This window comes from Lentisalinibacter salinarum (genome assembly GCF_040706555.1).
In the GTDB taxonomy this organism is placed as follows: domain Bacteria; phylum Pseudomonadota; class Gammaproteobacteria; order Steroidobacterales; family Woeseiaceae; genus Lentisalinibacter; species Lentisalinibacter salinarum.
The window spans coordinates 524,384-543,513 of the sequence record NZ_JAPDRH010000001.1; the positions used below are offsets into that span (position 1 = coordinate 524,384).

Annotated in this window: 20 protein-coding genes; 14 read left to right on the forward strand and 6 right to left on the reverse strand. The window is 69.2% G+C overall.

The window, feature by feature from the left end; translation table 11 throughout:
* Positions 1 to 7: 7 nt before the first annotated feature.
* Positions 8 to 1,048 carry an SDR family oxidoreductase gene (locus ACJMKZ_RS02180; RefSeq protein ID WP_405231555.1) on the forward strand — a complete coding sequence of 347 codons (1,041 nt, stop codon included), beginning with the start codon at positions 8 to 10 and terminating at the stop codon, positions 1,046 to 1,048.
* Positions 1,049 to 1,075: 27 nt separating this feature from the next.
* Here ACJMKZ_RS02180 and ACJMKZ_RS02185 read toward each other — a convergent pair whose 3' ends face one another.
* Entirely contained in the window at positions 1,076 to 1,909 is an 834-nt protein-coding gene (locus tag ACJMKZ_RS02185) for a metal-dependent hydrolase (RefSeq protein WP_405231556.1), read from the reverse strand.
* 110 nt (positions 1,910 to 2,019) lie between these two features.
* Here ACJMKZ_RS02185 and ACJMKZ_RS02190 point away from each other — a divergent pair, with 110 nt between their 5' ends.
* The 3 genes from ACJMKZ_RS02190 (at position 2,020) to ACJMKZ_RS02200 (ending at position 3,621) form a co-directional block, all read left to right on the forward strand.
* A complete protein-coding gene (locus ACJMKZ_RS02190) occupies positions 2,020 to 2,184 on the forward strand; it encodes a hypothetical protein (RefSeq protein WP_405231557.1) in 165 nt (54 codons plus the stop codon).
* 80 nt (positions 2,185 to 2,264) lie between these two features.
* Positions 2,265 to 2,648, forward strand: coding sequence for a PA2779 family protein (locus ACJMKZ_RS02195; protein WP_405231558.1), 384 nt, complete (start codon positions 2,265 to 2,267; stop codon positions 2,646 to 2,648).
* Positions 2,649 to 2,685: 37 nt separating this feature from the next.
* On the forward strand, positions 2,686 to 3,621 hold the full coding sequence (locus ACJMKZ_RS02200) for a PA2778 family cysteine peptidase (protein WP_405231559.1): 936 nt from the start codon (positions 2,686 to 2,688) through the stop codon (positions 3,619 to 3,621).
* Between the two features lie 18 nt (positions 3,622 to 3,639).
* On the opposite strand, the gene ACJMKZ_RS02205 is transcribed toward ACJMKZ_RS02200, so the two are convergent.
* Positions 3,640 to 5,406 carry a monovalent cation:proton antiporter-2 (CPA2) family protein gene (locus ACJMKZ_RS02205; protein WP_405231560.1) on the reverse strand — a complete coding sequence of 589 codons (1,767 nt, stop codon included), beginning with the start codon at positions 5,404 to 5,406 and terminating at the stop codon, positions 3,640 to 3,642.
* Between the two features lie 148 nt (positions 5,407 to 5,554).
* Here ACJMKZ_RS02205 and ACJMKZ_RS02210 point away from each other — a divergent pair, with 148 nt between their 5' ends.
* A complete protein-coding gene (locus ACJMKZ_RS02210; protein WP_405231561.1) occupies positions 5,555 to 6,496 on the forward strand; it encodes a dienelactone hydrolase family protein in 942 nt (313 codons plus the stop codon).
* On the opposite strand, the gene ACJMKZ_RS02215 is transcribed toward ACJMKZ_RS02210, so the two are convergent.
* A complete protein-coding gene (locus tag ACJMKZ_RS02215) occupies positions 6,466 to 6,975 on the reverse strand; it encodes a hypothetical protein (RefSeq protein ID WP_405231562.1) in 510 nt (169 codons plus the stop codon). The two genes, ACJMKZ_RS02210 and ACJMKZ_RS02215, sit on opposite strands and share 31 nt — an antisense overlap.
* 74 nt (positions 6,976 to 7,049) lie before the next feature.
* Between ACJMKZ_RS02215 and ACJMKZ_RS02220 the strand changes: the two genes are divergently transcribed.
* The 4 genes from ACJMKZ_RS02220 to ACJMKZ_RS02235 all read left to right on the forward strand — a co-directional run bounded on the left by ACJMKZ_RS02220 (position 7,050) and on the right by ACJMKZ_RS02235 (position 11,857).
* The gene (locus ACJMKZ_RS02220; protein WP_405231563.1) at positions 7,050 to 7,367 is read left to right on the forward strand and encodes a PGPGW domain-containing protein; all 318 of its coding nucleotides are present in this window, start codon (positions 7,050 to 7,052) and stop codon (positions 7,365 to 7,367) included.
* A 367-nt stretch (positions 7,368 to 7,734) separates the two neighbouring features.
* Positions 7,735 to 9,555: a sigma 54-interacting transcriptional regulator gene (locus ACJMKZ_RS02225; RefSeq protein WP_405231564.1), complete on the forward strand. Its 1,821-nt coding sequence runs from the start codon at positions 7,735 to 7,737 to the stop codon at positions 9,553 to 9,555.
* Positions 9,556 to 9,569: 14 nt separating this feature from the next.
* On the forward strand, positions 9,570 to 10,727 hold the full coding sequence (locus tag ACJMKZ_RS02230; protein WP_405231565.1) for a tetratricopeptide repeat protein: 1,158 nt from the start codon (positions 9,570 to 9,572) through the stop codon (positions 10,725 to 10,727).
* A gap of 95 nt (positions 10,728 to 10,822) precedes the next feature.
* Positions 10,823 to 11,857, forward strand: coding sequence for an NADP-dependent oxidoreductase (locus tag ACJMKZ_RS02235; RefSeq protein ID WP_405231566.1), 1,035 nt, complete (start codon positions 10,823 to 10,825; stop codon positions 11,855 to 11,857).
* A gap of 68 nt (positions 11,858 to 11,925) precedes the next feature.
* Here ACJMKZ_RS02235 and ACJMKZ_RS02240 read toward each other — a convergent pair whose 3' ends face one another.
* Both ACJMKZ_RS02240 and ACJMKZ_RS02245 read right to left on the reverse strand, forming a co-directional pair.
* Positions 11,926 to 12,765, reverse strand: coding sequence for an anti-sigma factor domain-containing protein (locus ACJMKZ_RS02240; protein ID WP_405231567.1), 840 nt, complete (start codon positions 12,763 to 12,765; stop codon positions 11,926 to 11,928).
* Positions 12,762 to 13,325, reverse strand: coding sequence for an RNA polymerase sigma factor (locus ACJMKZ_RS02245; protein ID WP_405231568.1), 564 nt, complete (start codon positions 13,323 to 13,325; stop codon positions 12,762 to 12,764). Before ACJMKZ_RS02245 ends, ACJMKZ_RS02240 begins: the two co-directional genes overlap by 4 nt.
* A 428-nt stretch (positions 13,326 to 13,753) precedes the next feature.
* Between ACJMKZ_RS02245 and ACJMKZ_RS02250 the strand changes: the two genes are divergently transcribed.
* Genes ACJMKZ_RS02250 through ACJMKZ_RS02260 form a run of 3 tightly spaced genes read left to right on the forward strand, consistent with a single transcriptional unit; the run spans position 13,754 to position 15,814 of the window.
* Positions 13,754 to 14,407: a CDP-alcohol phosphatidyltransferase family protein gene (locus ACJMKZ_RS02250; protein ID WP_405231569.1), complete on the forward strand. Its 654-nt coding sequence runs from the start codon at positions 13,754 to 13,756 to the stop codon at positions 14,405 to 14,407.
* A complete protein-coding gene (locus tag ACJMKZ_RS02255; protein ID WP_405231570.1) occupies positions 14,407 to 15,093 on the forward strand; it encodes an HAD family hydrolase in 687 nt (228 codons plus the stop codon). The genes ACJMKZ_RS02250 and ACJMKZ_RS02255 overlap by 1 nt, the downstream gene beginning before the upstream one ends.
* A gap of 4 nt (positions 15,094 to 15,097) precedes the next feature.
* Positions 15,098 to 15,814, forward strand: coding sequence for a TVP38/TMEM64 family protein (locus tag ACJMKZ_RS02260; RefSeq protein WP_405231571.1), 717 nt, complete (start codon positions 15,098 to 15,100; stop codon positions 15,812 to 15,814).
* Positions 15,815 to 15,818: 4 nt separating this feature from the next.
* Here ACJMKZ_RS02260 and ACJMKZ_RS02265 read toward each other — a convergent pair whose 3' ends face one another.
* Positions 15,819 to 16,826, reverse strand: a complete 1,008-nt coding sequence (locus ACJMKZ_RS02265) for a DUF3187 family protein (protein ID WP_405231572.1) — start codon at positions 16,824 to 16,826, stop codon at positions 15,819 to 15,821.
* Positions 16,827 to 16,895: 69 nt separating this feature from the next.
* Between ACJMKZ_RS02265 and dacB the strand changes: the two genes are divergently transcribed.
* Together dacB and ACJMKZ_RS02275 are read left to right on the forward strand one after the other, a co-directional pair.
* Positions 16,896 to 18,467, forward strand: coding sequence for a D-alanyl-D-alanine carboxypeptidase/D-alanyl-D-alanine endopeptidase (gene dacB, locus ACJMKZ_RS02270; RefSeq protein ID WP_405231573.1), 1,572 nt, complete (start codon positions 16,896 to 16,898; stop codon positions 18,465 to 18,467).
* A 62-nt stretch (positions 18,468 to 18,529) separates the two neighbouring features.
* Positions 18,530 to 19,114 (forward strand): TIGR04211 family SH3 domain-containing protein, encoded by a 585-nt coding sequence (locus ACJMKZ_RS02275; protein ID WP_405231574.1) that lies wholly within the window; start codon positions 18,530 to 18,532, stop codon positions 19,112 to 19,114.
* Positions 19,115 to 19,130: the final 16 nt, after the last annotated feature.

The window sequence follows — 19,130 nt, forward strand, 5'->3', positions numbered from 1 at the left end:
GAGAGTCATGAGTCCCGAGAACAGCGACAGAACCATACTGGTGACCGGCGCGTCCGGTTTCATTGCCATGCACTGCATCCTGCAGCTGCTGCGGGAGGGCTTCCGGGTGCGTGGCACGTTGCGCTCGCCGTCCCGGGAGACGTTGCTGCGCGCCACCTTCGCGAAGCACGTCGACGCGGACGACCGGCTGTCTTTCTTCACGGCGAACCTTACGGACGACGAGGGCTGGCGCGAGGCCATCGAGGGCTGCGACGCGGTCCTGCACGTGGCCTCGCCGCTGCCGCGCACGCCGCCGAAACACGAGGACGACCTCATCGTGCCGGCGCGCGAAGGCGTGCTGCGCGTGCTGCGCTTCTCGTCCGAGCTGGGCGTCCGGCGCGTGGTGATGACCTCGTCGGTGGCCGCCGTGCTCTACGGCCACGAGCGCGACGGCAGCAAGGTCTACGACGAGTCCAGCTGGAGCATCCCGGAGAAGACCGCCGGCGCCTACGAGAAGTCCAAGACGCTGGCCGAGCGTGCCGCCTGGGAGTTCATGGAATCGCTGCCGCACGACAGCACGCTGGAGCTGGTCACGCTCAACCCGGGCCTGGTCCTGGGCCCCATCCTGGACGAGGACTACGGCACCAGCGGCGAAGCCGTGCGCAAGCTCATGCGCCGCGATCTCCCCGGCTGCCCGCCCATCGGCTATGCGCCGGTGGACGTGCGTGACGTCGCGGACGCGCATCTGCGCGCGATGGACGTGCAGGAGGCCGCCGGCCAGCGCTTCATCCTGGCCATCGACCACGCCTGGTTCGGCGAGATCGCGGACATACTGGACGAACACCTGCGCGAGAGGGGCTACCGCATCCCCACCCGCAGGCTGCCCGGCTTCGTGCTGCGTCTCGCCGCACTGTTCGACAAGACCACGCGGTTGGTGGTCCCCGAGATCGGCCTGCGTATGGACATCTCGAACGAACGCGCGAAGCGGGTCCTCGGCTGGCAGCCGCGCTCGCTCCGGACCATGGTGAAGGACATGGCCGACAGCATGATCGAGTTCGGCGTCGCCTGAGGGCATCGGCCCTCGTAAGCCGGAGCCTCAGCCCTTGTGGGCCAGCTCGTAGCGCTTCACCAGTTCGCTGTTGTCATGCTGCCAGGGATGGAAGTCCCGGCGCAGGAACGAAAGCCAGGCCGGCACGATGCGCCGGAGCGTGCCGGGCCGGCCGAACAGGAACTGAAAGCCGTCCCACCAGGTGCGCCAGCGCCATAGCTGACCGTCGCGCTTCAGCATGATGCGCGCGTTGCGGAAGGTGTCCTTCAGGAAGAAGACGCTGGACATCACCAGCGCGTGCCGGCGTTCCTTCACCGTGCCGCCCACCAGTTCGTGGACGTCGAAGGCGACGGCCTTGTGCTCCGTCTCCTCCACCGCGTGCCAGCGCCAGAGTTCGGCGATCTCCGGGTCGGCACCGGTCAGCACGTCGTCGTGGGAGAGGAGGTCGTGGGCCATGATGGCGGTCAGGTGCTCGTTGGCCACCGTGCCGGCCAGCAGGCGCCGCTCGTTGAAGTGGCCCTTCGCCCATGCGATGCGCCGCCGGACCGGGCCCTCGAACTCCTCCAGATCGTAGCCGCGCGCCTCGCACAGCGCCTCGTTATAGCGCTGGTGCTCGCGGCGGTGGACGGACTCCTGACCCTGGAAGGCCCGCACCTCGGCACGCAGATCGTCGTCCTCGACGCGGTCCGACCAGGCCCGCACGCTGTCGATGAAGAACTTCTCGCCGAGGGGGAAGAGCATCGACATGGCGTTGAACCAGGCCGTGCGGAAGGCGCTGCCGCCGTGCCAGTCTCCCGCCAGAGCATCCTTCAGCTCGAAGCGCCGCTGGCGGGGGCGGAAGCCGCCCTCCGGTCCGTGGTAGGTGTCGCGGAGCAGGGTCATGATGCGGTCCGATCGTCGGTTGCCTCAGGCCCCGATCTTACCCCGTCGCGGACGGCCGGCACAGGACGCAAGGTCCGTACGAGGGTTCCTCGGGTGCTAGCATGAACCCCATGAGTACCGAACTGATTCTCGTCCTGATCTTCCTGGGCGCCGGCGCGATCTACCTGGTGATGTACATCCGCCAGATGATGCGGCGCAGCGAGGCGCAGTGGCAGGCCGCGGACAAGGACAAGCTGCGCACCTGGGACGACGAAGAGGACGAGGAACGGGACTGAGCCGGGCCGTTCCGGTGTTATCCTTGGGCCGTCTGCAACCAGGGGCGGTCGCGCTTGTCCGCCCTCACAGGAGAGAGCATATGATCAGTTCCGTTTTCTGCCGCTTCGTCACCGGTATCGTCGCCGCCGCCCTGCTGTCGTCCGGTTTCGCCGTCAGCGCTTCGGCCGGGGTGATCTCCACCGAGCAGGCCGCCGTGGTCGCGGAGCGTATGGAGCGTCTCGATCGCGTGTCTTCGTTCCTGGCCCGGCAGGACGTGGCTGCCGAACTGGAGCGATTCGGCGTCGATCCGGCCCTGGCCGCGAAGCGGGCCGCTGCCCTGTCCGATGCGGAACTGGCGGAACTCGACGGACGCATCGCCGACGCGGCGGCCGGCGGTGACCTCCTCGCTGTCATCGGCATCGTTTTCGTGGTGCTGCTGATTCTGGAGCTCGTGGGCGTCACGAACGTCTTCAGCCGCATCTGAGGGAGACGCTCTGAGGCAATCCAGGCGCCGGGCGCCGATGCGCCGGCTGCAGCGGCTTGCAGTCTGCGTGGGCGTCCTGGCGCTCGGGGGGTGCGCCGCACCCGGCGTGCCGGTGGCCGACATGACGTCGGCGCCGCTCGAACTCGAGGACACGCCGTTCTTCCCCCAGGAGCGCTACCAGTGCGGTCCCGCCGCACTGGCCACCGTGCTGTCCGCCTCCGGCGTGGCAGTGGCGCCGGAGGCGCTGGTGGACGAGGTCTTTCTGCCCGGCAGGCAGGGTTCGCTGCAGGCGGAGCTGATCGCGGCCGCCCGTCGCCGCGGCCGCGTGCCCTACCGGCTGCCTCCGTCCCAGGAGGCCCTGGCCGCCGAACTCGCCGCGGGACGGCCCGTGCTCGTGCTGCAGAACCTCGGCGTCAGCGCCATTCCGCGCTGGCACTATGCCGTCGTCGTGGGCATGGATCCCGTGCGCGATGCCTACGTGCTGCGTTCGGGCACGGAGCGGCGCCGCGTGACCGGCCGCGGGGTGTTCCTGCGCACCTGGTCGCGCAGCGGGAACTGGGGACTGGTCATGCTGGGTGCCGGCGAACTGCCCGCCGGCGAAGACCCGGGAGGCTATCTGCGCGCCCTGGCCGCCGTGGAGGCGACGGGCAGCCTCGCGCTGGCCCGGGCCGGCTACCGGGCCGCCCTCGGACGCTGGCCCGGCAATCGCCTTGCCCGCCTCGGTCTCGGCAATATCGCTCTGGCAGAGGGGCAGCCGGAGGCGGCGGCATCGCACTACCGGGCACTGCTCGATGGCGATCCCGACGACCTGGTCGCCCTGAACAATCTCGGGGAGGCGCTGGGCCGTGCCGGCAGGCCGGCAGAGGCGCTGCGATACGTAGAGCGGGCGCTGGCGGCAGCTCCGGCCGACCACCCGTTGCGGCCGCTGCTGGAGCAGACCCGGCGCGAACTGGCGCGCGCCGTTAAGGACTGAGCGTCTTTCGGTGGTCGATCAGTCTTTGCGGCGGTCGGCCCGGATCAGCGACTCGAGTTCCCGGGCGGCCTCCCGGGTGGTCTGCACCAGTTCGTCCATGTCGTGGGCAACGGCTTGCTGGCGGCGGAGCGTGGCCTCGTCGTGTTCGGCGAACATCTTCACGATGCGGGCCGCTTCCTGGTCACCGATGCCGTAGTCGCGCAACAGGTGCTCGCTCATCAACAGGCTGGAGTGCAGGGTCTCGCGGATGATCACCTGCACGCCGAGATCCATGAGTGCGTAGGCGTGCAGGCGGTTCCTGGCGCGCGCCAGGATCGTCACCTTCGGATAATGCTGGCGCACCCAGCGGGCGAGTTTAACGGACTTGTCCACGTCGCCGAACGCCAGCACGAAGAAGCGGGCGTGCTCTATCCCGGCCGCCTTCAGCAGGTCGGGCCGCGACGCGTCCCCGAAATGGACGACGTTGCCGAAACGCCTGACTGCGTCGAGCCGCTCCGGGCTGTTCTCCAGCGCGGTGAACGGGATGCCGCGCGAGCGCAGGATGCGGCCGACGATCTGTCCCACGCGGCCGAAGCCCGCGATGAGGATGTCGTTGTGCTGGGCCGGCATCCGGTCGTACTCCGGCTCCGGTACCGCGGGCGCGGTGCGCCGGCCCCAGGCCTCGTTGGCGATGTAGAGAAGGGGCGTCACCGCCATGGACAGAATCACGGCCACGATCAGCAGTTCGGAGGTTGCACGATCGAGCACGCCGGCGGCTACGGCGGCCGTGAAGATGACGAACGCGAACTCGCCCCCCTGTGGCAGCACCAGCGACAGCGAGCGGGATTCGTTATTGCCCAGGCCGAACAGACGGGCGAGCGCGTAGATGACCGTCGCCTTGACCAGCAGGAGGGCGACAACGAGACTGAAGACGTCTCCCGGGCGCGACGCGATCAACCCGAGATTGACCGACATGCCGACGGCGATGAAGAACAGCCCGAGCAGCAGCCCCTTGAAGGGCTCGATGTCGGCCTCGAGCTGGTGGCGATACTCGGAGTCGGCCAGCAGCATCCCGGCGACGAATGCTCCCAGTCCCATGGACAGGTCGGCCACCTCCATCAGGGTGGCGGAGCCGATCACCACCAGCAGCGCCACGGCCGTAAACAGCTCCTCGATGCCGGTGCCTGCCACCCAGCGCAGCACCGGTCGCAGCAGGTAGCGGCCGCCGAATACCAGCGCCAGTAGTGCGGCGATGCCGAGCAGCCAGCGGCCCGCCCCGGTGCCGCCGTCCGGTGCGGTGGTGGCCAGCAGCGGGACCGCGGCCAGGATCGGGATCACCGCGAGGTCCTGGAACAGCAGGATGGAGAACGCCGAGCGGCCGAAGCGGCTCGTCAGCTGCTGCTTCTCGGCCAGCAGCTGCAGCACGAAAGCCGTCGAGGAGAGGGCGAGGCCGCCGCCCGCGACCACGGCTGCCTCCGCGGGCATGCCGGCCGCCCAGGCCAGCCCGCCGATCACGGCGCCCGTCACCAGCACCTGCGCCGCACCCAGCCCGAATACCATGCGGCGCAATACCCAGAGCCGCGAGGGCTGCAGTTCGAGGCCGATCACGAACAGGAGGAATACGACCCCGAGCTCGGAGAAATGCAGGATATGGTCGACCTCGGAGATCAGGCCGAGGGCCCAGGGGCCGATCGCCAGCCCGCCCAGCAGGTAGCCGAGCACCGACCCGAAACCGAGTCGCTTCGCCACAGGCACCGCGATGACGGCCGTGATCAGGTAGACGAGCGCTTCGTGCAGGTACCCCACGTTCTTCTTTTCCCGGGCGGCCGGCGGTGGCGGTAGTGTGTCATCCGGCCCCGCGAGCGGCAACAGACCCGACGACACGCGCCGTCGGAAAACGCTGACAGTCGCCCGGAACGAGCCGCGACGGCGCGTTTTTGTTTACACTTCGGCCATGATCATCGCAGCCCGCCGGTTTCCGTCCGTCCCCTGGTTCATCGTCGCAGCATTCGCCCTGATGACCGCCGCCTGCGGCGGCGGTAGCGACGATGGCGGCGAGGGGAGAGCCCCGCCGGCCTCCGGTGAGAAACCGGCGGCCTCCATGAGCCGCGAGAACGTCGATGCCATGTCCCGGGAGCATGCGGGCGACGAGGCGGTGCCGAGCGGCGCGGCCGGCACCGCACCCGGCGGCGTGGTGAGCGAGGAGCTTCCTTACGCCGACGTCGACGGCAGTCTGGTGCGCGGCTACTTCGCCGCCCCGGGGGACATGGTGGAGCCCCTGCCGGCGGTCATCATGATCCACGAGTGGTGGGGCCTGAACGACAGCATCCGGGCCATGGCGGATCGTCTGGCGGCGGCAGGCTACATGGTGCTCGCCGTCGACCTGTACGGCGGCCGGACGGCCGATACGCCTTCGGATGCCCGCACGCTCATGATGGAGCTGCTCGAGAACCAGGAGGCGGCGGAGGAGAACTTGCGCCAGGCCTATGCGTTCCTGCAGGAGGTGGGCGCCCCCGGCGTTGCGTCCATCGGCTGGTGCCTCGGCGGCCATTGGTCACTGCGCACGGCGCTGTTGTTCCCGGAGCGCCTGGATGCCGCGGTGATCTATTACGGCCAGGTCATCCTGGACGAGGAGGAGCTCGCGCCGCTGGAGGTACCCCTGCTGGGTGTGTTCGCCGAGGAAGACACCGGCATCAGGCTGGAATCCGTGCAGGCCTTCCGCGCGACGATGGAGGAACTGGAGAAGGATCTGACGCTGAAGATCTACCCGGACGTCGGACACGCCTTCGCCAACCCGACGGGTAACAATTTCGACCGGGAAGCGGCCGAGGATGCCTGGGCGCTGACCCTGGACTTCCTGGCAGATCACCTGCCGGCGGCATCCTCCGGAGACTGATCCGCGCCCGGGCACCAGTAGGAGACGTCCACGTCGGTGCTCGCGTAGAGCAGGCGCGAGCCGCGCTCCGCGTGGCTGCAGCGCGCCGAAGCCGTGGCGCTGAACGCGCCCCGCAGCAGCTTCAGGGAACCTTCCGCGGCCTCGGTGTCGGAGCAGAGCAGGCGGCGGTTGATACCCTGCAGCTGGCGCGGCGAGACGGCCAGGGTGACCTCCGTGCTGCCGTCGTCGTCCAGACTGCCGGGATCCGGCGTGAGCCGGGTGTCGGCGATGGACACGGACAGCGAGGCGAGTTCCTCGTCCTCGCCGCAGGCGGCCACGAGGCGCAGGAAGAAGCGCACGGGCTCGTCGTCTCCGAGCAGCGGTGCCGCGCCGGAACCCTCCAGCGCCTGCTGCAGTTCTAGCACGCCGGCGCGACCGGGCGCGGCGGCGAAGCAGAGGCAGGCCGTCATCAGAGTGAGTTGCAGAGTGAGTCTTCGCATGGGGTGCAACGATAATCCGTACGCATATTGATGCACAATATGTGCGCTCGCCTCCGGCGGGCAGGGAGTCCCGAATGATCAAGACCGCCGCAAAAATCACCTACAAGGCCGCGAAGCGCATCGTGGTCTTCGTGGTGGGCGTCACCGTCGCAATCACCGGCGTCGTGATGCTGGTGACGCCGGGGCCCGCCTTCATCGTCATCCCCCTGGGCCTGGCCATCCTCAGTATCGAGTTCGCCTGGGCGCGGCGCTGGCTGCGCCACATCCGGCAACGTATCAGCGACACGGCGTCCGCGACCCGGTCGCGGCGCGCCGATCAGCGCCGCAGCGCCGCCGAGGCGCGGGCGGGTGAGGGGGAAGGCGAGAAAAGAAAACAGGGGCCGGAGGCATAACCGTCGTTTCAGCAGGGGGGCATCCGACTCGGATCACCCTCCGGCCCCTGATGGTCGGCACCGGCGGGGGAACTGGTACCGACGGACCCGCAGCGGGTCCGGGAAGCCCGGCTTCGCGCCGGGGTTTTTGTCGGCGTCCGCTGCCGGCGGCGGGGGAGAGAATGACCGGCCGGGAACGGACGCCTCGAAACACGTTGTCGGCCGGGAGACTCTGTCCTGCCCGGCTTGCGACAAGACTAATGCACGGACCGTGCCAATCTGGTTTTTCCCCTCGAAACAGCCGCTTACTCCTCTCCTGATTCAACACGGAATTCCGTGACTTACGAAAACCCGTGAATAGATTGACGGAATTCCGTATATTCCGGACATGGATGTAGCACAGGGATACCGCCGGTTGTTGCGACGCGTGCCGGTCATGGGGGCTCTCCTCGATGAAGAGGGCAAGTTCATCGACGTGACCGACCGCTTCTGCGAGCGGCTCGGCTACGAGCGCAGCGACCTGGTGGGCCGTCGGCCGCTGGACTTCACGACGGTCAGCTGCGCCGCGCGCATCGAGCGGGAGATACTGCCCAAGCTGAGGCGCACCGGACGAGCGGTGGACGAACCGGTGGAATTCCTCTCCGTCTCCGGGGAGGAAGTCTTCCTGGTATCCAGCGCCGTGATCGAGCAGGAGCCGCAGAGCGGCTATATCCGCACCGTGGCGATCTACCAGGAACTCGGCGATTCCGGGAAGGTGGAGCGCAAGTACCGCCAGCTGTACCGCGCCACGCCGGCCATGCTGCACATCGTGGATGCCGAGGGCCGCATCACCCAGGTGAGCGATCACTGGCTGCAGACCATGGGTTACAGGGCCGAGGAGGTGCTGGGCCGTTCGATCCTGGATTTCCTGTCGGAGTCCTACCGCTCCGAGCTCGGCGGCGGCCGGCTGCAGCGGGTGATCAGCGAAGGAGACGTGAGCGGCCGCGACCGGCAGATGGTCACCCGGGACGGGCGGGTGATCGACACGATCATGTCCAGCGTGTCCGAACGCGACGCGAAGGGCCGCGTGGTGCAGCTGCTGGTGGCGTCCACCGACGTCACGGAACGTAACCGGGCCGAACAGGCGCTGCGCGAGACGCTGGCCGAGAACGCCCGCCTGCGCGAGGAACTGGAACGCGAGCGCGACTACCTCCGCGAAGAGGTGAACGTCGCCATGAACTACGGCCGCATCGTCGGCGAGAGCCCGGTGCTGAAGGCGATGCTGGGCCGGCTGGAGGCCGTGGCCGGGACGCCGGCGAACGTGCTCATCGAGGGCGAGTCCGGCGTGGGCAAGGAACTGGTGGCCCGGGCCATCCACGCTCGCAGCCCGCGGGCGGATGCGCCGCTCGTGAAGGTGAACTGCGCCACCATCCCGGAGGAGCTGTTCGAGAGCGAGTTCTTCGGCCACGTGAAGGGGGCTTTCACCGGCGCCCATCGTGACCGGGTCGGGCGATTCCAGCTCGCCGACGGCGGCACCATCTTCCTCGACGAAGTGGGGGAGATTCCCGTCGAGCTGCAGGGCAAGCTGCTGCGGGTGCTGCAGGAACGCGAGTTCGAGCGGGTGGGCGACGACGTCACCCGCACCGTCGACGTGCGCGTGATCGCGGCCACCAACCGGGACCTGCGCCAGGACGTGGAGCAGGGCCGTTTTCGCGAGGATCTGTTCTACCGGCTCGGCGTGTTCCCCATCGAGGTGCCGCCACTGCGCAGGCGCGGCGACGACGTCGTGCAGATCGCCCAGCATTTCCTGGAGCAGGCCTGTCGCGAGTTCGGTCGCCAGCCGCTGACGCTGAGCACCGCGCACGTCGAAGCCATCCGCGCCTACGACTGGCCCGGCAACGTGCGCGAGCTCAAGAACGTGATCGAGCGGGCCGTGATACTCTCGGCAGGGAACGTTCTGCGGCTGGACCTGTCTCTACCTGAAGGAGAGACATCCGGCGAGCGAAGGCGGGACGAGCCGCCGCGCAGGGAGACGCCGCGTGCTTTCGTGACGGAAGCGGAGATGAGAGAGCGCCTGAGGGAGAATCTCGTTGCCGCTCTCGAACATGCGGACTGGAAAGTCTCCGGTCCCGGCGGCGCTGCCGAGCTGCTCGGCCTGCGGCCGACGACGCTGACCGACCGCATGCGTGCCATGGGCATCCGCCGGCCCGAACGGCGGGGAGCGGCCTGACGCGGAGGGCGGCAATGACGGCAACGGGGGCGAAGGTCCTCACCACCGGGAAGACCGTGGCCATGGCGGTTTCGGGTCTGGCCGGGTGTCTGGCAATCGTGCTGGCCGCCGGCTGTGCCACCGTCCCGTCCCAGCGCCCCGCGCCCCACCCGGCACCCCTGCCCGAACCCTACCTGAGCCGGGTCGCCGCCGTGCAGCCACCGCCCGCCGCCGACGAGATACTCGACCTGACGCCCGAGATGCTCGTCTATCTCGAAACCCACATCGACGGCAGCCGCTTCCGGACCCACAAGGTGCGGTCCCTGTCGCGCCTGCTGCTGCATCCCGGGCTGCTGGGCATCGATTACGATGCGCGCCGTACCGGCACCGCCGCGCAGACCTTCCGCAGCCGCACGGGCAACTGCCTCTCCCTGTCCATCCTGTTCGTGGCCATGGCTCGCGAACTCGGTCTCGACGCCCGCTTCCAGCAGGTTGAGGTGGTGCCCCAGTGGGACATGGAGGGTGATGTCCTGTTCGCCGCGCGCCATGTCAACGTGTACGGGCACCTGCGTGGTTGGGGCGACTACGTGATGGATTTCTACCCCTTCCCGGAGGAGCCTCGCGGCCGGCGCCGGATGCTGACCGACGGCGAGGCGATAGGACAGTTCTACAACAACCTGGGTGCGGTCCGACTGGCGGCCGGCGACTATGCCGGTGCGTGGGTGTATTTTCGCGCCGCCATCCGCGAGGCGCCCGGCTGGAGCGACACCTGGTCGAACCTGGGCCTCCTGTACCAGCGTGTCGGCGACGCCCGCAGCTCGGAAGACATGCTGCGCCACGCCCTCGCCCTGGAGCCGGACAACACTTCGGCCATCAATAACCTCGCCGTACTGCTGCATCGTCAGGGCCGCGACGAGGAGGCGGGGCGATGGCTCGACGAGATCCGGCGGGTCCGCGAGAGCAATCCCTACTATTACTACGCGCTGGCGCGGCAGGCGCAGGCTGCCGGCGACTACGACCGGGCGCTCTCTCACATCGAACATGCCATGCGCATGAAGCGCGACGAGACGCTGTTCCGCCGCAAGGCGGCCGAGATAGTGGAGCTGCTCGAGGACGAGGGTATCGGCGAATCCTACCGCACCACCGGCGGCAGGGAGCCCGCGACCGACGAGCCGGGACCCGCCATCCTCTGAGCCCGGGCGCTCGCCCCTGTACAATGACCACGGCCGGGTTCGCCCGGCCGGCCCGGCCGGCACGATCCGGTGCGCACGATCCAACGGGAGAGAGCATGAACGACGTCAATCGACAGCTGGTCCTCGCCACGCGTCCCACGGGCATGGTGGGCGACGAACACTTCGAACTGAAGGAATCTCCGGTGCCGGAGCCCGGCGACGGCCAGGTGCTGCTGCGCACGCTCTGGTTCTCTTTCGATCCGGCCCAGCGGGGCTGGCTGAACGACGTCAGGAGTTACGTCCCGCCGGTCCAGATCGGCGAGCCCATGCGTGCCGGCGCGGTCGCCCAGGTGGTGGCGAGCCGCCATGATGGCTTCCGCGAGGGCGAGCTCGTTCAGGGCATGCTGAGCTGGCAGGACTACGTGGTGGCGGACCCTGAAGGCCCGCTGCCGCTGACGAAGATCCCGCCCGGGGTGCCGCCCACCTGGTTCCTCGGCGTGCTCGGCATCACCGGCATCACCGCCTACTTCGGGCTGCTGGACATCGGCCGGCCGCAGGCGGGCGACACGGTGGTGATCTCGGGTGCCGCGGGCGCGACCGGCTCGGTGGCGGGCCAGATCGCGAAGATCAAGGGAGCGCGGGTGATCGGCATCGCCGGCGGCGAGGAGAAACGCGGCTGGCTCACCGGCGAATTCGGTTTCGATGCCGCGATCGACTACAAGAACGAGGACGTCGGCGCGCGGCTGGCGGAACTCTGCGGCGACAGCATCGACGTCTTCTTCGATAACGTGGGCGGGCCGACGCTGGACGCGGTCCTGGCCAATCTGGCGCAGCATGCGCGCATCGTGCTCTGCGGCGGCATCTCCACCGGCTACGGCACGGACCAGCCGCCGGGACCGAAGAACTACATGCAGCTGGTCGTGCGCTCCTCGCGCATGGAAGGTTTCATCGTCCTCAATTACCGGGAACGCTTCCCGGAGGCGGTCGAGGCGCTCGGTGGCTGGCTCGGCGAAGGAAAGATCCGGGTGAAGGAGGACATCCCCGAGGGCGGCATCGAGGATTGCCCCGCGACCCTGCAGCGGCTGTTCCGCGGCGCCAATCTGGGCAAGCAGCTGCTGAAGGTGGCCGAACCGCCGCTGCCCCTGCCCTAGGCGATTACAACCGGTCCGGGCGCAGGGGCCCTCCTGCTTTCCTGTCGGCGCGGGTGGCCTGCGCCCGGTCAGCCGGCGCTGGCGACGACCAGCAGCGGGCCGTCCGAAACCACCACGCCGCCGGGCTGCTCGCGCGTGATGGCGAACGCCTGGGGATCGATGACGCCGAGCTTCGCCCGGATCGGCACGATCACCTCGCCGGTGCCGGCCGGGATGTCGAAGACGCCGCCGTCCACCGGCTGCTCGTCCCGCTCCGGGTCGACGATCCAGAGCTGGTACTGGGAGCGCGCCGGGTTATTGGCCGGCATGCCCGCGAGGCGCAGGTAGCCTTCCTGCTTCTCGTTGTTCCAGACCACGTCGCCGCTCACGCCCGCATACTCGTCGATGTCCGGCGGGCTCCAGGGCAGCACCATCGTGCCCGGTTCCTCACGCATCAGCTCGGCGCGAGCCTCCACAGGATCCGCGCCGCCCGGCTCTTCCGGCAGCGGACGGTTCACGACCAGCAGCGCCACCAGCAGCATCGCCGCCGCCGCCCAGCCGAGCCGGTTAAACGTGCTACCGGCGAGGCCGCTGTTGCCGCTCCCGCCACTCTTCCGGCTCTCTTCGCCCCTGCGCGTCCGGCTGCCGATGTCGGTGACGGTGGCCGACGCACGCGGCGCATCGCCGTCTGCGCGGGCGCGGGCGTCCGCCAGCAGGCGGTCCTTCAGTCCGGCCGGCATCTCCTCGCCGTAGCCGGCGCCGGCGGCGAAGGCATTCGTCGCCGCCGCCGCGGCCAGTTCGATGGCTTCCGGGTCCGTCTCGCCGTCGGCTGCGAGCAGCCGCTCGAGTTCCCGCTCCTCCTCCGGCGACAGGCCCTCCGTGGCTCTGGCCACCAGGAGATCCAGCATCTCTTCGTTGCGTGCGTTCATGACAACGCCCCCCCGTCGGCGGCGCCCGTCTCACCGAGTTGCTCCCTGATCTGCAGCAGGCCCCGCCGCAGCAGGCTCTTCACCGTGCCGAGCGGCATGCCGGTTTCCTCGGCGATGGCCGAATGAGACATGCCGAGCCAGGTCGACATGCGGATCACCTGCTGCTGTTCCGGCTTCATGTTATTCAGGACCTCGACCACCTTCTCCGTCTCGGCCGAGGCTTCCAGGGCACGATGGCCGTCGCCCGACAGGGCGTACTCGACGTCTTCGAGATTCTCCCGGTCCGGTTCGCGCCGGCTCTTGCGCAGCCGGTCGATGAGACGCCGCCGGGCGATCATGCTGATGTACGTGGCTTCCGCCGATTTGGATGGATCGAAACGGCCGGCCGTGTTCCAGATCTCGACGAAGATCTCCTGCACGGCATCCTCGGCATCCGCCTCCACGGCGATGAAACGGCGGGCCAGCGACCACACCAGCCCGCTGTAGCGCTCCACACACTGCGCCACCGCGGCCTGGTCGCCGCTGCCGATCCTCTCGAGTAAGCTCGCCTGCCCCGTCACCTGCCGTCCTGGTTGTCGTACTGGTCGCCTGCCGGTTCGGCGTGCCGGCTCGTTGTCGCGGTAGCGCTGTGCCGCATCTGCAGCGGCATTGCCGCCGCAGACAGCGCGTAGCTGCGCGCCGGCACTCACGGGAACAACACTCCCCGGCCAGCGATCACGGGGCGCAAGCTTAGCAATCTTTCCGGGTCCAGCGTAGCCACCCGCCGGCCGTGCGCGCGCACGCTCGCACCGGCCCTGACGGCGACAGGACACGTGTGGTACGGCTTCGAGGCTGAGTTCACGGTATTTCTCATGTTCGGGTCTCTGCCGGCGCTCCCGCGCCGGCCGGCTGTCAGAACCGGTTTTCGCCGTGGCAGCGGCTTCGGATGCAGGGACTGCGCAGCGTCGCGTGAGCCTGAGCGGCGCCGTCGCTCAGGTATAATCCGCTCGTGGCCAATCTAATAACCCTCAGCCGGCTGCTGCTGCTCATCGTGGTGGTCGCCATCGCGTACCAGCCCGAGCATCCGTGGTGGCAGCTGGCCAACGTGCCGCTGTTGATATTCCTGTTCGTTACCGACGGCCTCGACGGCTGGGTGGCCCGGCGGAGGAACGAGACCTCCGTGTTCGGCGCCATGTTCGACATCGCCGGGGACCGCATCGTCGAGCTCACCATGTGGATCGTGCTGGCGGACCTGGACCTGGTGCCGGTATGGGTGCCGCTGGTGTTCGTCGTCCGCGGCACGGTGGTGGACACGATCCGCGCCAATCAGGTCACGAGCGAGGGCAAGTCGCCGTTCAGCATGGTCCGCTCGCCGCTCGGGCAGTGGCTCGTGGGCGGGCGGTTCATGCGCGGCTTCTACGCCGTGCTGAAGGCCACCGCCTTCTGCTGGCTGCTGCTGCTGCAGCCACTGCCGACGCTCGTGCCGGCCCTCTGGTCCGAGTGGTCGGGTGTGCTGGAGACGGTCGGCGCGGTTCTGGTCTACCTGGCGGTGCTGATCTGCATCCTGCGCGGCCTGCCGGTCGTCACCGAATTCGTCTACGAGGAACGCGACAGCCTGATCCCTAAATCGGTTCATGAGCCCGACCGACAGGGAAGGCACTGATGCAGCTCGCGGTATTCGACATCGACGGTACGCTGGTGGCCGGTCCGAGCACAGAGAAGCGCTTCTTCCTGTGGCTGCTTCGCCGCGGCAGGCTGGGTCCGCGGCGTCTGCTCGCCTTTCTGCTGTTCAATCTGCGCTGGCTGGCCCGCTACGGCCGGCACGTGGCGAAGAAGAACAAGGCGTACCTGCGCGGCATGGATGTGGCGACGCTGGAGGACGAGGCCCGGGCTTTCGTTGCCAGCGAGGTCGAGCCCGCCCTGCATGCGCCCGCGGTAGCCAGGCTCCGCCGGCACCGCGCGGCGGGCGATGCGGTGGTGCTGCTGTCCGGCACGCTCCAGCCCATCGCGGAGGAGCTCGCCCGCAGACTCGACGCCGACGAGGCAATCGGTTCCGTCTGCGTGGACAGGGACGGGCGCCTCACCGGGCAACCGCCCGTGCGTCATCCCTTCGGCGCGGACAAGTGCGCGCTGCTGGACGAGATCTGCGCCCGCCGCGGCGTGGCGGTGTCCGCCGTCGCGGCCTACGGCGATTCCCGCTGGGACCTGCCGCTGTTGGAGCGGGTGGGCACACCGGTCGCCGTGCGCCCCGACCCGCAGCTGCAGGCCACGGCCGAAGCGCGCGGCTGGGAGGTACTGTCCGAAGATGCCGGCGGGGGCGTCGGGCACGCCAGCCAGGACACCGTCTGACCCGGTGAGCGAAGCCGCCAAAACCGGCGCCCGGCGCCGTTTCGTCGCCGGCGGCCTGTTCCTGATCGCCATGATCGTGGCCGTCTGGACGCTGCCGCTGGACGTCTGGCTCGACGCGGCTGCCGTCTGGATCGCGGAACACCCGACGCTGGGGCGGGCCCTGTTCGTTGCCGGTTTCACGGTAGGCACCGCCCTGATGGTGCCCGGGTCGGTCCTGACCATGAGCGGCGGTTATCTCTTCGGGCTCGCCGGCGGGGTGCCCCTGGTTTCGCTCGGCACGGCCCTCGGCGGCACGCTCTCCTATCTCGTCGGCCGCACGGTGGCGCGGGAATGGGTGCAGCAGAAGGTGGCCGGCGACCGCCGCATTGCGGCCCTCGACCAGGCCATCGCCCATCGGGGCTTCGTGGTGGTCATGCTCACGCGCCTGTCACTGCTGCTGCCGTTCAACCTGTTGAACTACGCCTACGGACTCACCCGTATCCGGCTGGTGCCTTATTTCTTTGCGACCTGGATCGGGATGATCCCGGCAGTCACCCTGTATGTGTACCTGGGTTCCGTCGCGAAGAACGTGGACCAGCTGGTGGACGGCGACGTAGAGGCCGGCATCGCCGGCAAGCTGCTGTTCGGGGCGGGACTGCTCGCCATCGTGGCAGTCACCTGGATCATCCACCGCACGGCCACCCGCGCATTGCGGCGCGAGATGGGAGAGGACCTCGAGTGACCTGTCAGCGGCGGCCGAGCCGCAGCATGAAGGTGATATCCGGCGAGGTCTCGACGTCGATGTCCTCGGTGAAGCCGAGCTGCAGCCGATAGTGGCGGCCGATGTCGATGCCGGCACCGAGCCCCAGCATGAGGCCGCCGCTCCAGGCGTCCAGCCCGCTGTCGATGGGCGAGCTCGCGGCCTGCAACTGGCCGAGCAGCTCGATACGCGGCGTCAGCCGCCAGCCGACCCCCGCCTGCGCCCAGCCGCCGAATTCCCGGGTACCGATTGCCGGCAGGTCCGTCCCGCCGAAACGGATGATGCCTGCCATGACGTGCGCGCTCCAGCGGCCGGACCGCTCCGCCGTGTGCCGTTCCCAGGCGATTCCCAGGGAATAGTCCGCGGCGCCGTTGCCGGTGAGCTCGTCCTCGTCGCCGGTGGGCAGCTCGACAGCGGCCCGCAGGGAGATCGAGCCCGTCGCGTCCTGGCGGAGCCGGTAACCCGCGCTCAGGCGGATATCGCCAAGGCCGCCCGCGCTGTCCGTCAGCTCCAGTACTGCCCCGGCCGGGTTCCGGTATGCATAGCGCAGCTCGTCCCTTGGCACCTGGTCGCGGATTCCGTCGGGCAGTCCGAACAGGCCATGCCAGTCGTCGATGAGGCCGTCCAGACTGCCGCCGCTGTGGCGGAGCCAGGGCACTTCCACGCCGAACTCCCAGCGCTCCCGGAAACGCGTGCGCAGACGCAGCGCCGTGCGCCAGGTCTCGCCGTCCAGCAGGAGTTCCTCGCCGGCGTCGGCTTCGCTGATCGCGTGGCTGGAGCCCTGGACCAGTATGTCGAGCCGCCAGGATTCGTCCGGCGCCAGCGCGGCCGACTCGCCGGGGGAGGGCAGGCCGAAGAGTCCGGTCAGCGGGCCGCCGTGGCGCACGTCCAGTTCCGTGGCGCCGGCCGGGAGCAGGGCCGCGCAGGCGGCCAGCGCCGTGATGGCGCCGACGCCATTTGAACGGCGTCCGGATTTACCCACACAATGCGCCATGCGCTGGTCCTCGCCGACGGTGAATGGAATGACTGCAACGGCTCGCGAAACGAGAGCGGAGTTTAACCGATGCTGACTGTCGTTCCGGCCGCCGTGCTAACCGCCATCCCGATCGTCATCCCGATCGTCATCCCGATCGCCATCCCGATCGTCATCCCGATCGTCATCCTGACCGTCACACCGATAGCCGCCCCGGGACGGCTGCTCGCCGCGGTGCTCGCCGGCGCGCTGTTGCCAGCTGCCGCCACCGCCGCCACCGCCGCCACCGCTGCAGCGGCGGACCTGCCGCCGCAGGTCCGGTCGGTGCTGGACGGTCATGGCCTGGACCCGGATGACCTCAGCATCCATGTGCAGGAGCTCGGCAGCGGCCGTGAGGTGCTCGCCCATAATGCGGATACGCCGCGCAATCCCGCCTCCGTGCTGAAGCTGCTGACCACCTTCGCCGCCCTCGACGAACTCGGCCCGGCGCATACCTGGCAGACGGAGGTGTATCTGCACGGCGGTCTCGAGGACGGCGTGCTGGACGGCGACCTGATCCTGCGCGGCGGCGGCGACCCCTACCTGGTCCAGGAGCGATTCTGGCTGCTGCTGCGGGAGTTGCGCCGCCGCGGCCTGCAGCGGATCGAGGGCGACCTGATCCTCGATACGGGTTATTTCCAGCCGGCGGCGGAGGATCGGGGCGCCTTCGACAACCAGCCCCTGCGCGCCTACAACGTCACGCCCCATGCCCTGCTGGTGAACTTCAACGTCGTGCGCTTCTGGTTCGAGCCGGCCGCCGACGGCGTGCTGGTGGACATGGAGCCGCCGCTCGCCAACCTGCGCGTGGACAACCGCCTGCAATCCGCGGCGGGCCGTTGCCGCGGATACCAGCGCGGTATCGCCGTGCGGGCCCGCCGGGACGAGCGCGCGGTGACGTTCTCCGGCGAATTCCCCGCTGCCTGCGGCCGCTACTCGCTGGCACGCAGCGTGCTCGGTCACGAGGACTTCGTGTTCGGCCTGTTCACGGCGCTGTGGCGGGAGATGGGCGGCGAGTTCGGCGGTGGCCTGGTGGTGGCGGAGAAGCCGGCCGATGCCGAGCGGTTCTTCACGATGACGTCGTTGCCGCTGGGCGAAGTGATCCGCTCCATCAACAAGTACAGCAACAACGTCATGACCCGCCAGCTCCTGTTTACCCTGGGCGCCGAGCGGTACGGGCCGCCGGGCACGGAGGAGAAGGGGCGCCGCGCGGTCGCGGCCTGGCTGGAGGCGCGCGGCTTCCGCTTCCCCGAGCTCGTGCTGGAGAACGGCGCCGGTCGTTCGCGCGAGGCGCGCGTCACTGCCCGCCACATGGGTGAGCTCCTGAGCGTGGCCTGGGCCAGCCCCTGGATGCCGGAGTTCGCCGCCTCGATGGCCATCTCCGGCATGGACGGCACCTACGGCCGGCGGCGCGGCGGCACCATCGCCGGCCGGGCGCGCCTGAAGACCGGCTCGCTCGACCACGTCAGCACACTGGCGGGATACCTGCAGGCCGGGGACGGCACCCGCTATGCGGTGGTGGTGCTGCACAACGCGGGCGAGGTGCACCGGGGGCCCGGTGACGAGCTGCAGGACGCGCTGCTCGAATGGCTGAACCAGTTCTCACTTTCGCAAGAGGCGCCGTAGTAGACTGCGGCGCCATGGGATTATGTCACGCACAGGGCCGCCGGCCGCGGCGGTACGGTCGGGTGGCGGCACTGCTAACGCTGCTGGCGCTGGCGCCGTCGACGTGGGCGCAGACCGCCTACGTGACCGATAACCTGCGCCTGGGTCTGCACCGCGCGGAGGACACCAGCGACCGTGCGTTCCGCACCCTCGAGAGCGGCCAGGAGCTGACCGTGCTGACCCGTGGGCCGCTGTACGCTCAGGTGCGCCTGCTCGACGGGACCGAAGGGTGGGTGAAGGCGGGCTTCCTGGTGGACGACAAGCCGGCGCGGCTCATCGTCGATCAGACCCGGGCGGAACTCGAGCGCGTCAAGCAGGAACTGGCCGATACCCGCGAGGCCTTCTCCGGCTCTGCGGGGCGCATCGCGGAGCTGGAGAGCACGACGGCCGAGCAGGCGGAGGAACTGGCGACTGCCAGGGCCACCGTCGCCGCGCTGCGCGACGAGAATGAGGGCTTCCGCCGGAGCATGTCCCTGTACCAGTTCAGCCTGCCCTGGCCCATGGTGCTGGGTGCCGCCGTCGTCTCCCTGGCGCTCGGCTTCGTGGCGGGAATGTGGTGGATCGACCACCGCAGCCGCCGCCGCCACGGCGGCTTCCGCATCTACTGAGTCGTTACGGGACCAT

Coding starts and splice junctions, on each gene's coding strand:
- ACJMKZ_RS02180 (WP_405231555.1), top strand. CDS start 8: ATGAGTCCCGAGAACAGCGACAGAACCATACTGGTGACCGGCGCGTCC.
- ACJMKZ_RS02185 (WP_405231556.1), bottom strand. CDS start 1,909: ATGACCCTGCTCCGCGACACCTACCACGGACCGGAGGGCGGCTTCCGC.
- ACJMKZ_RS02190 (WP_405231557.1), top strand. CDS start 2,020: ATGAGTACCGAACTGATTCTCGTCCTGATCTTCCTGGGCGCCGGCGCG.
- ACJMKZ_RS02195 (WP_405231558.1), top strand. CDS start 2,265: ATGATCAGTTCCGTTTTCTGCCGCTTCGTCACCGGTATCGTCGCCGCC.
- ACJMKZ_RS02200 (WP_405231559.1), top strand. CDS start 2,686: ATGCGCCGGCTGCAGCGGCTTGCAGTCTGCGTGGGCGTCCTGGCGCTC.
- ACJMKZ_RS02210 (WP_405231561.1), top strand. CDS start 5,555: ATGATCATCGCAGCCCGCCGGTTTCCGTCCGTCCCCTGGTTCATCGTC.
- ACJMKZ_RS02215 (WP_405231562.1), bottom strand. CDS start 6,975: ATGCGAAGACTCACTCTGCAACTCACTCTGATGACGGCCTGCCTCTGC.
- ACJMKZ_RS02220 (WP_405231563.1), top strand. CDS start 7,050: ATGATCAAGACCGCCGCAAAAATCACCTACAAGGCCGCGAAGCGCATC.
- ACJMKZ_RS02225 (WP_405231564.1), top strand. CDS start 7,735: ATGGATGTAGCACAGGGATACCGCCGGTTGTTGCGACGCGTGCCGGTC.
- ACJMKZ_RS02230 (WP_405231565.1), top strand. CDS start 9,570: ATGACGGCAACGGGGGCGAAGGTCCTCACCACCGGGAAGACCGTGGCC.
- ACJMKZ_RS02235 (WP_405231566.1), top strand. CDS start 10,823: ATGAACGACGTCAATCGACAGCTGGTCCTCGCCACGCGTCCCACGGGC.
- ACJMKZ_RS02240 (WP_405231567.1), bottom strand. CDS start 12,765: ATGAACGCACGCAACGAAGAGATGCTGGATCTCCTGGTGGCCAGAGCC.
- ACJMKZ_RS02255 (WP_405231570.1), top strand. CDS start 14,407: ATGCAGCTCGCGGTATTCGACATCGACGGTACGCTGGTGGCCGGTCCG.
- ACJMKZ_RS02265 (WP_405231572.1), bottom strand. CDS start 16,826: ATGGCGCATTGTGTGGGTAAATCCGGACGCCGTTCAAATGGCGTCGGC.
- dacB (WP_405231573.1), top strand. CDS start 16,896: ATGCTGACTGTCGTTCCGGCCGCCGTGCTAACCGCCATCCCGATCGTC.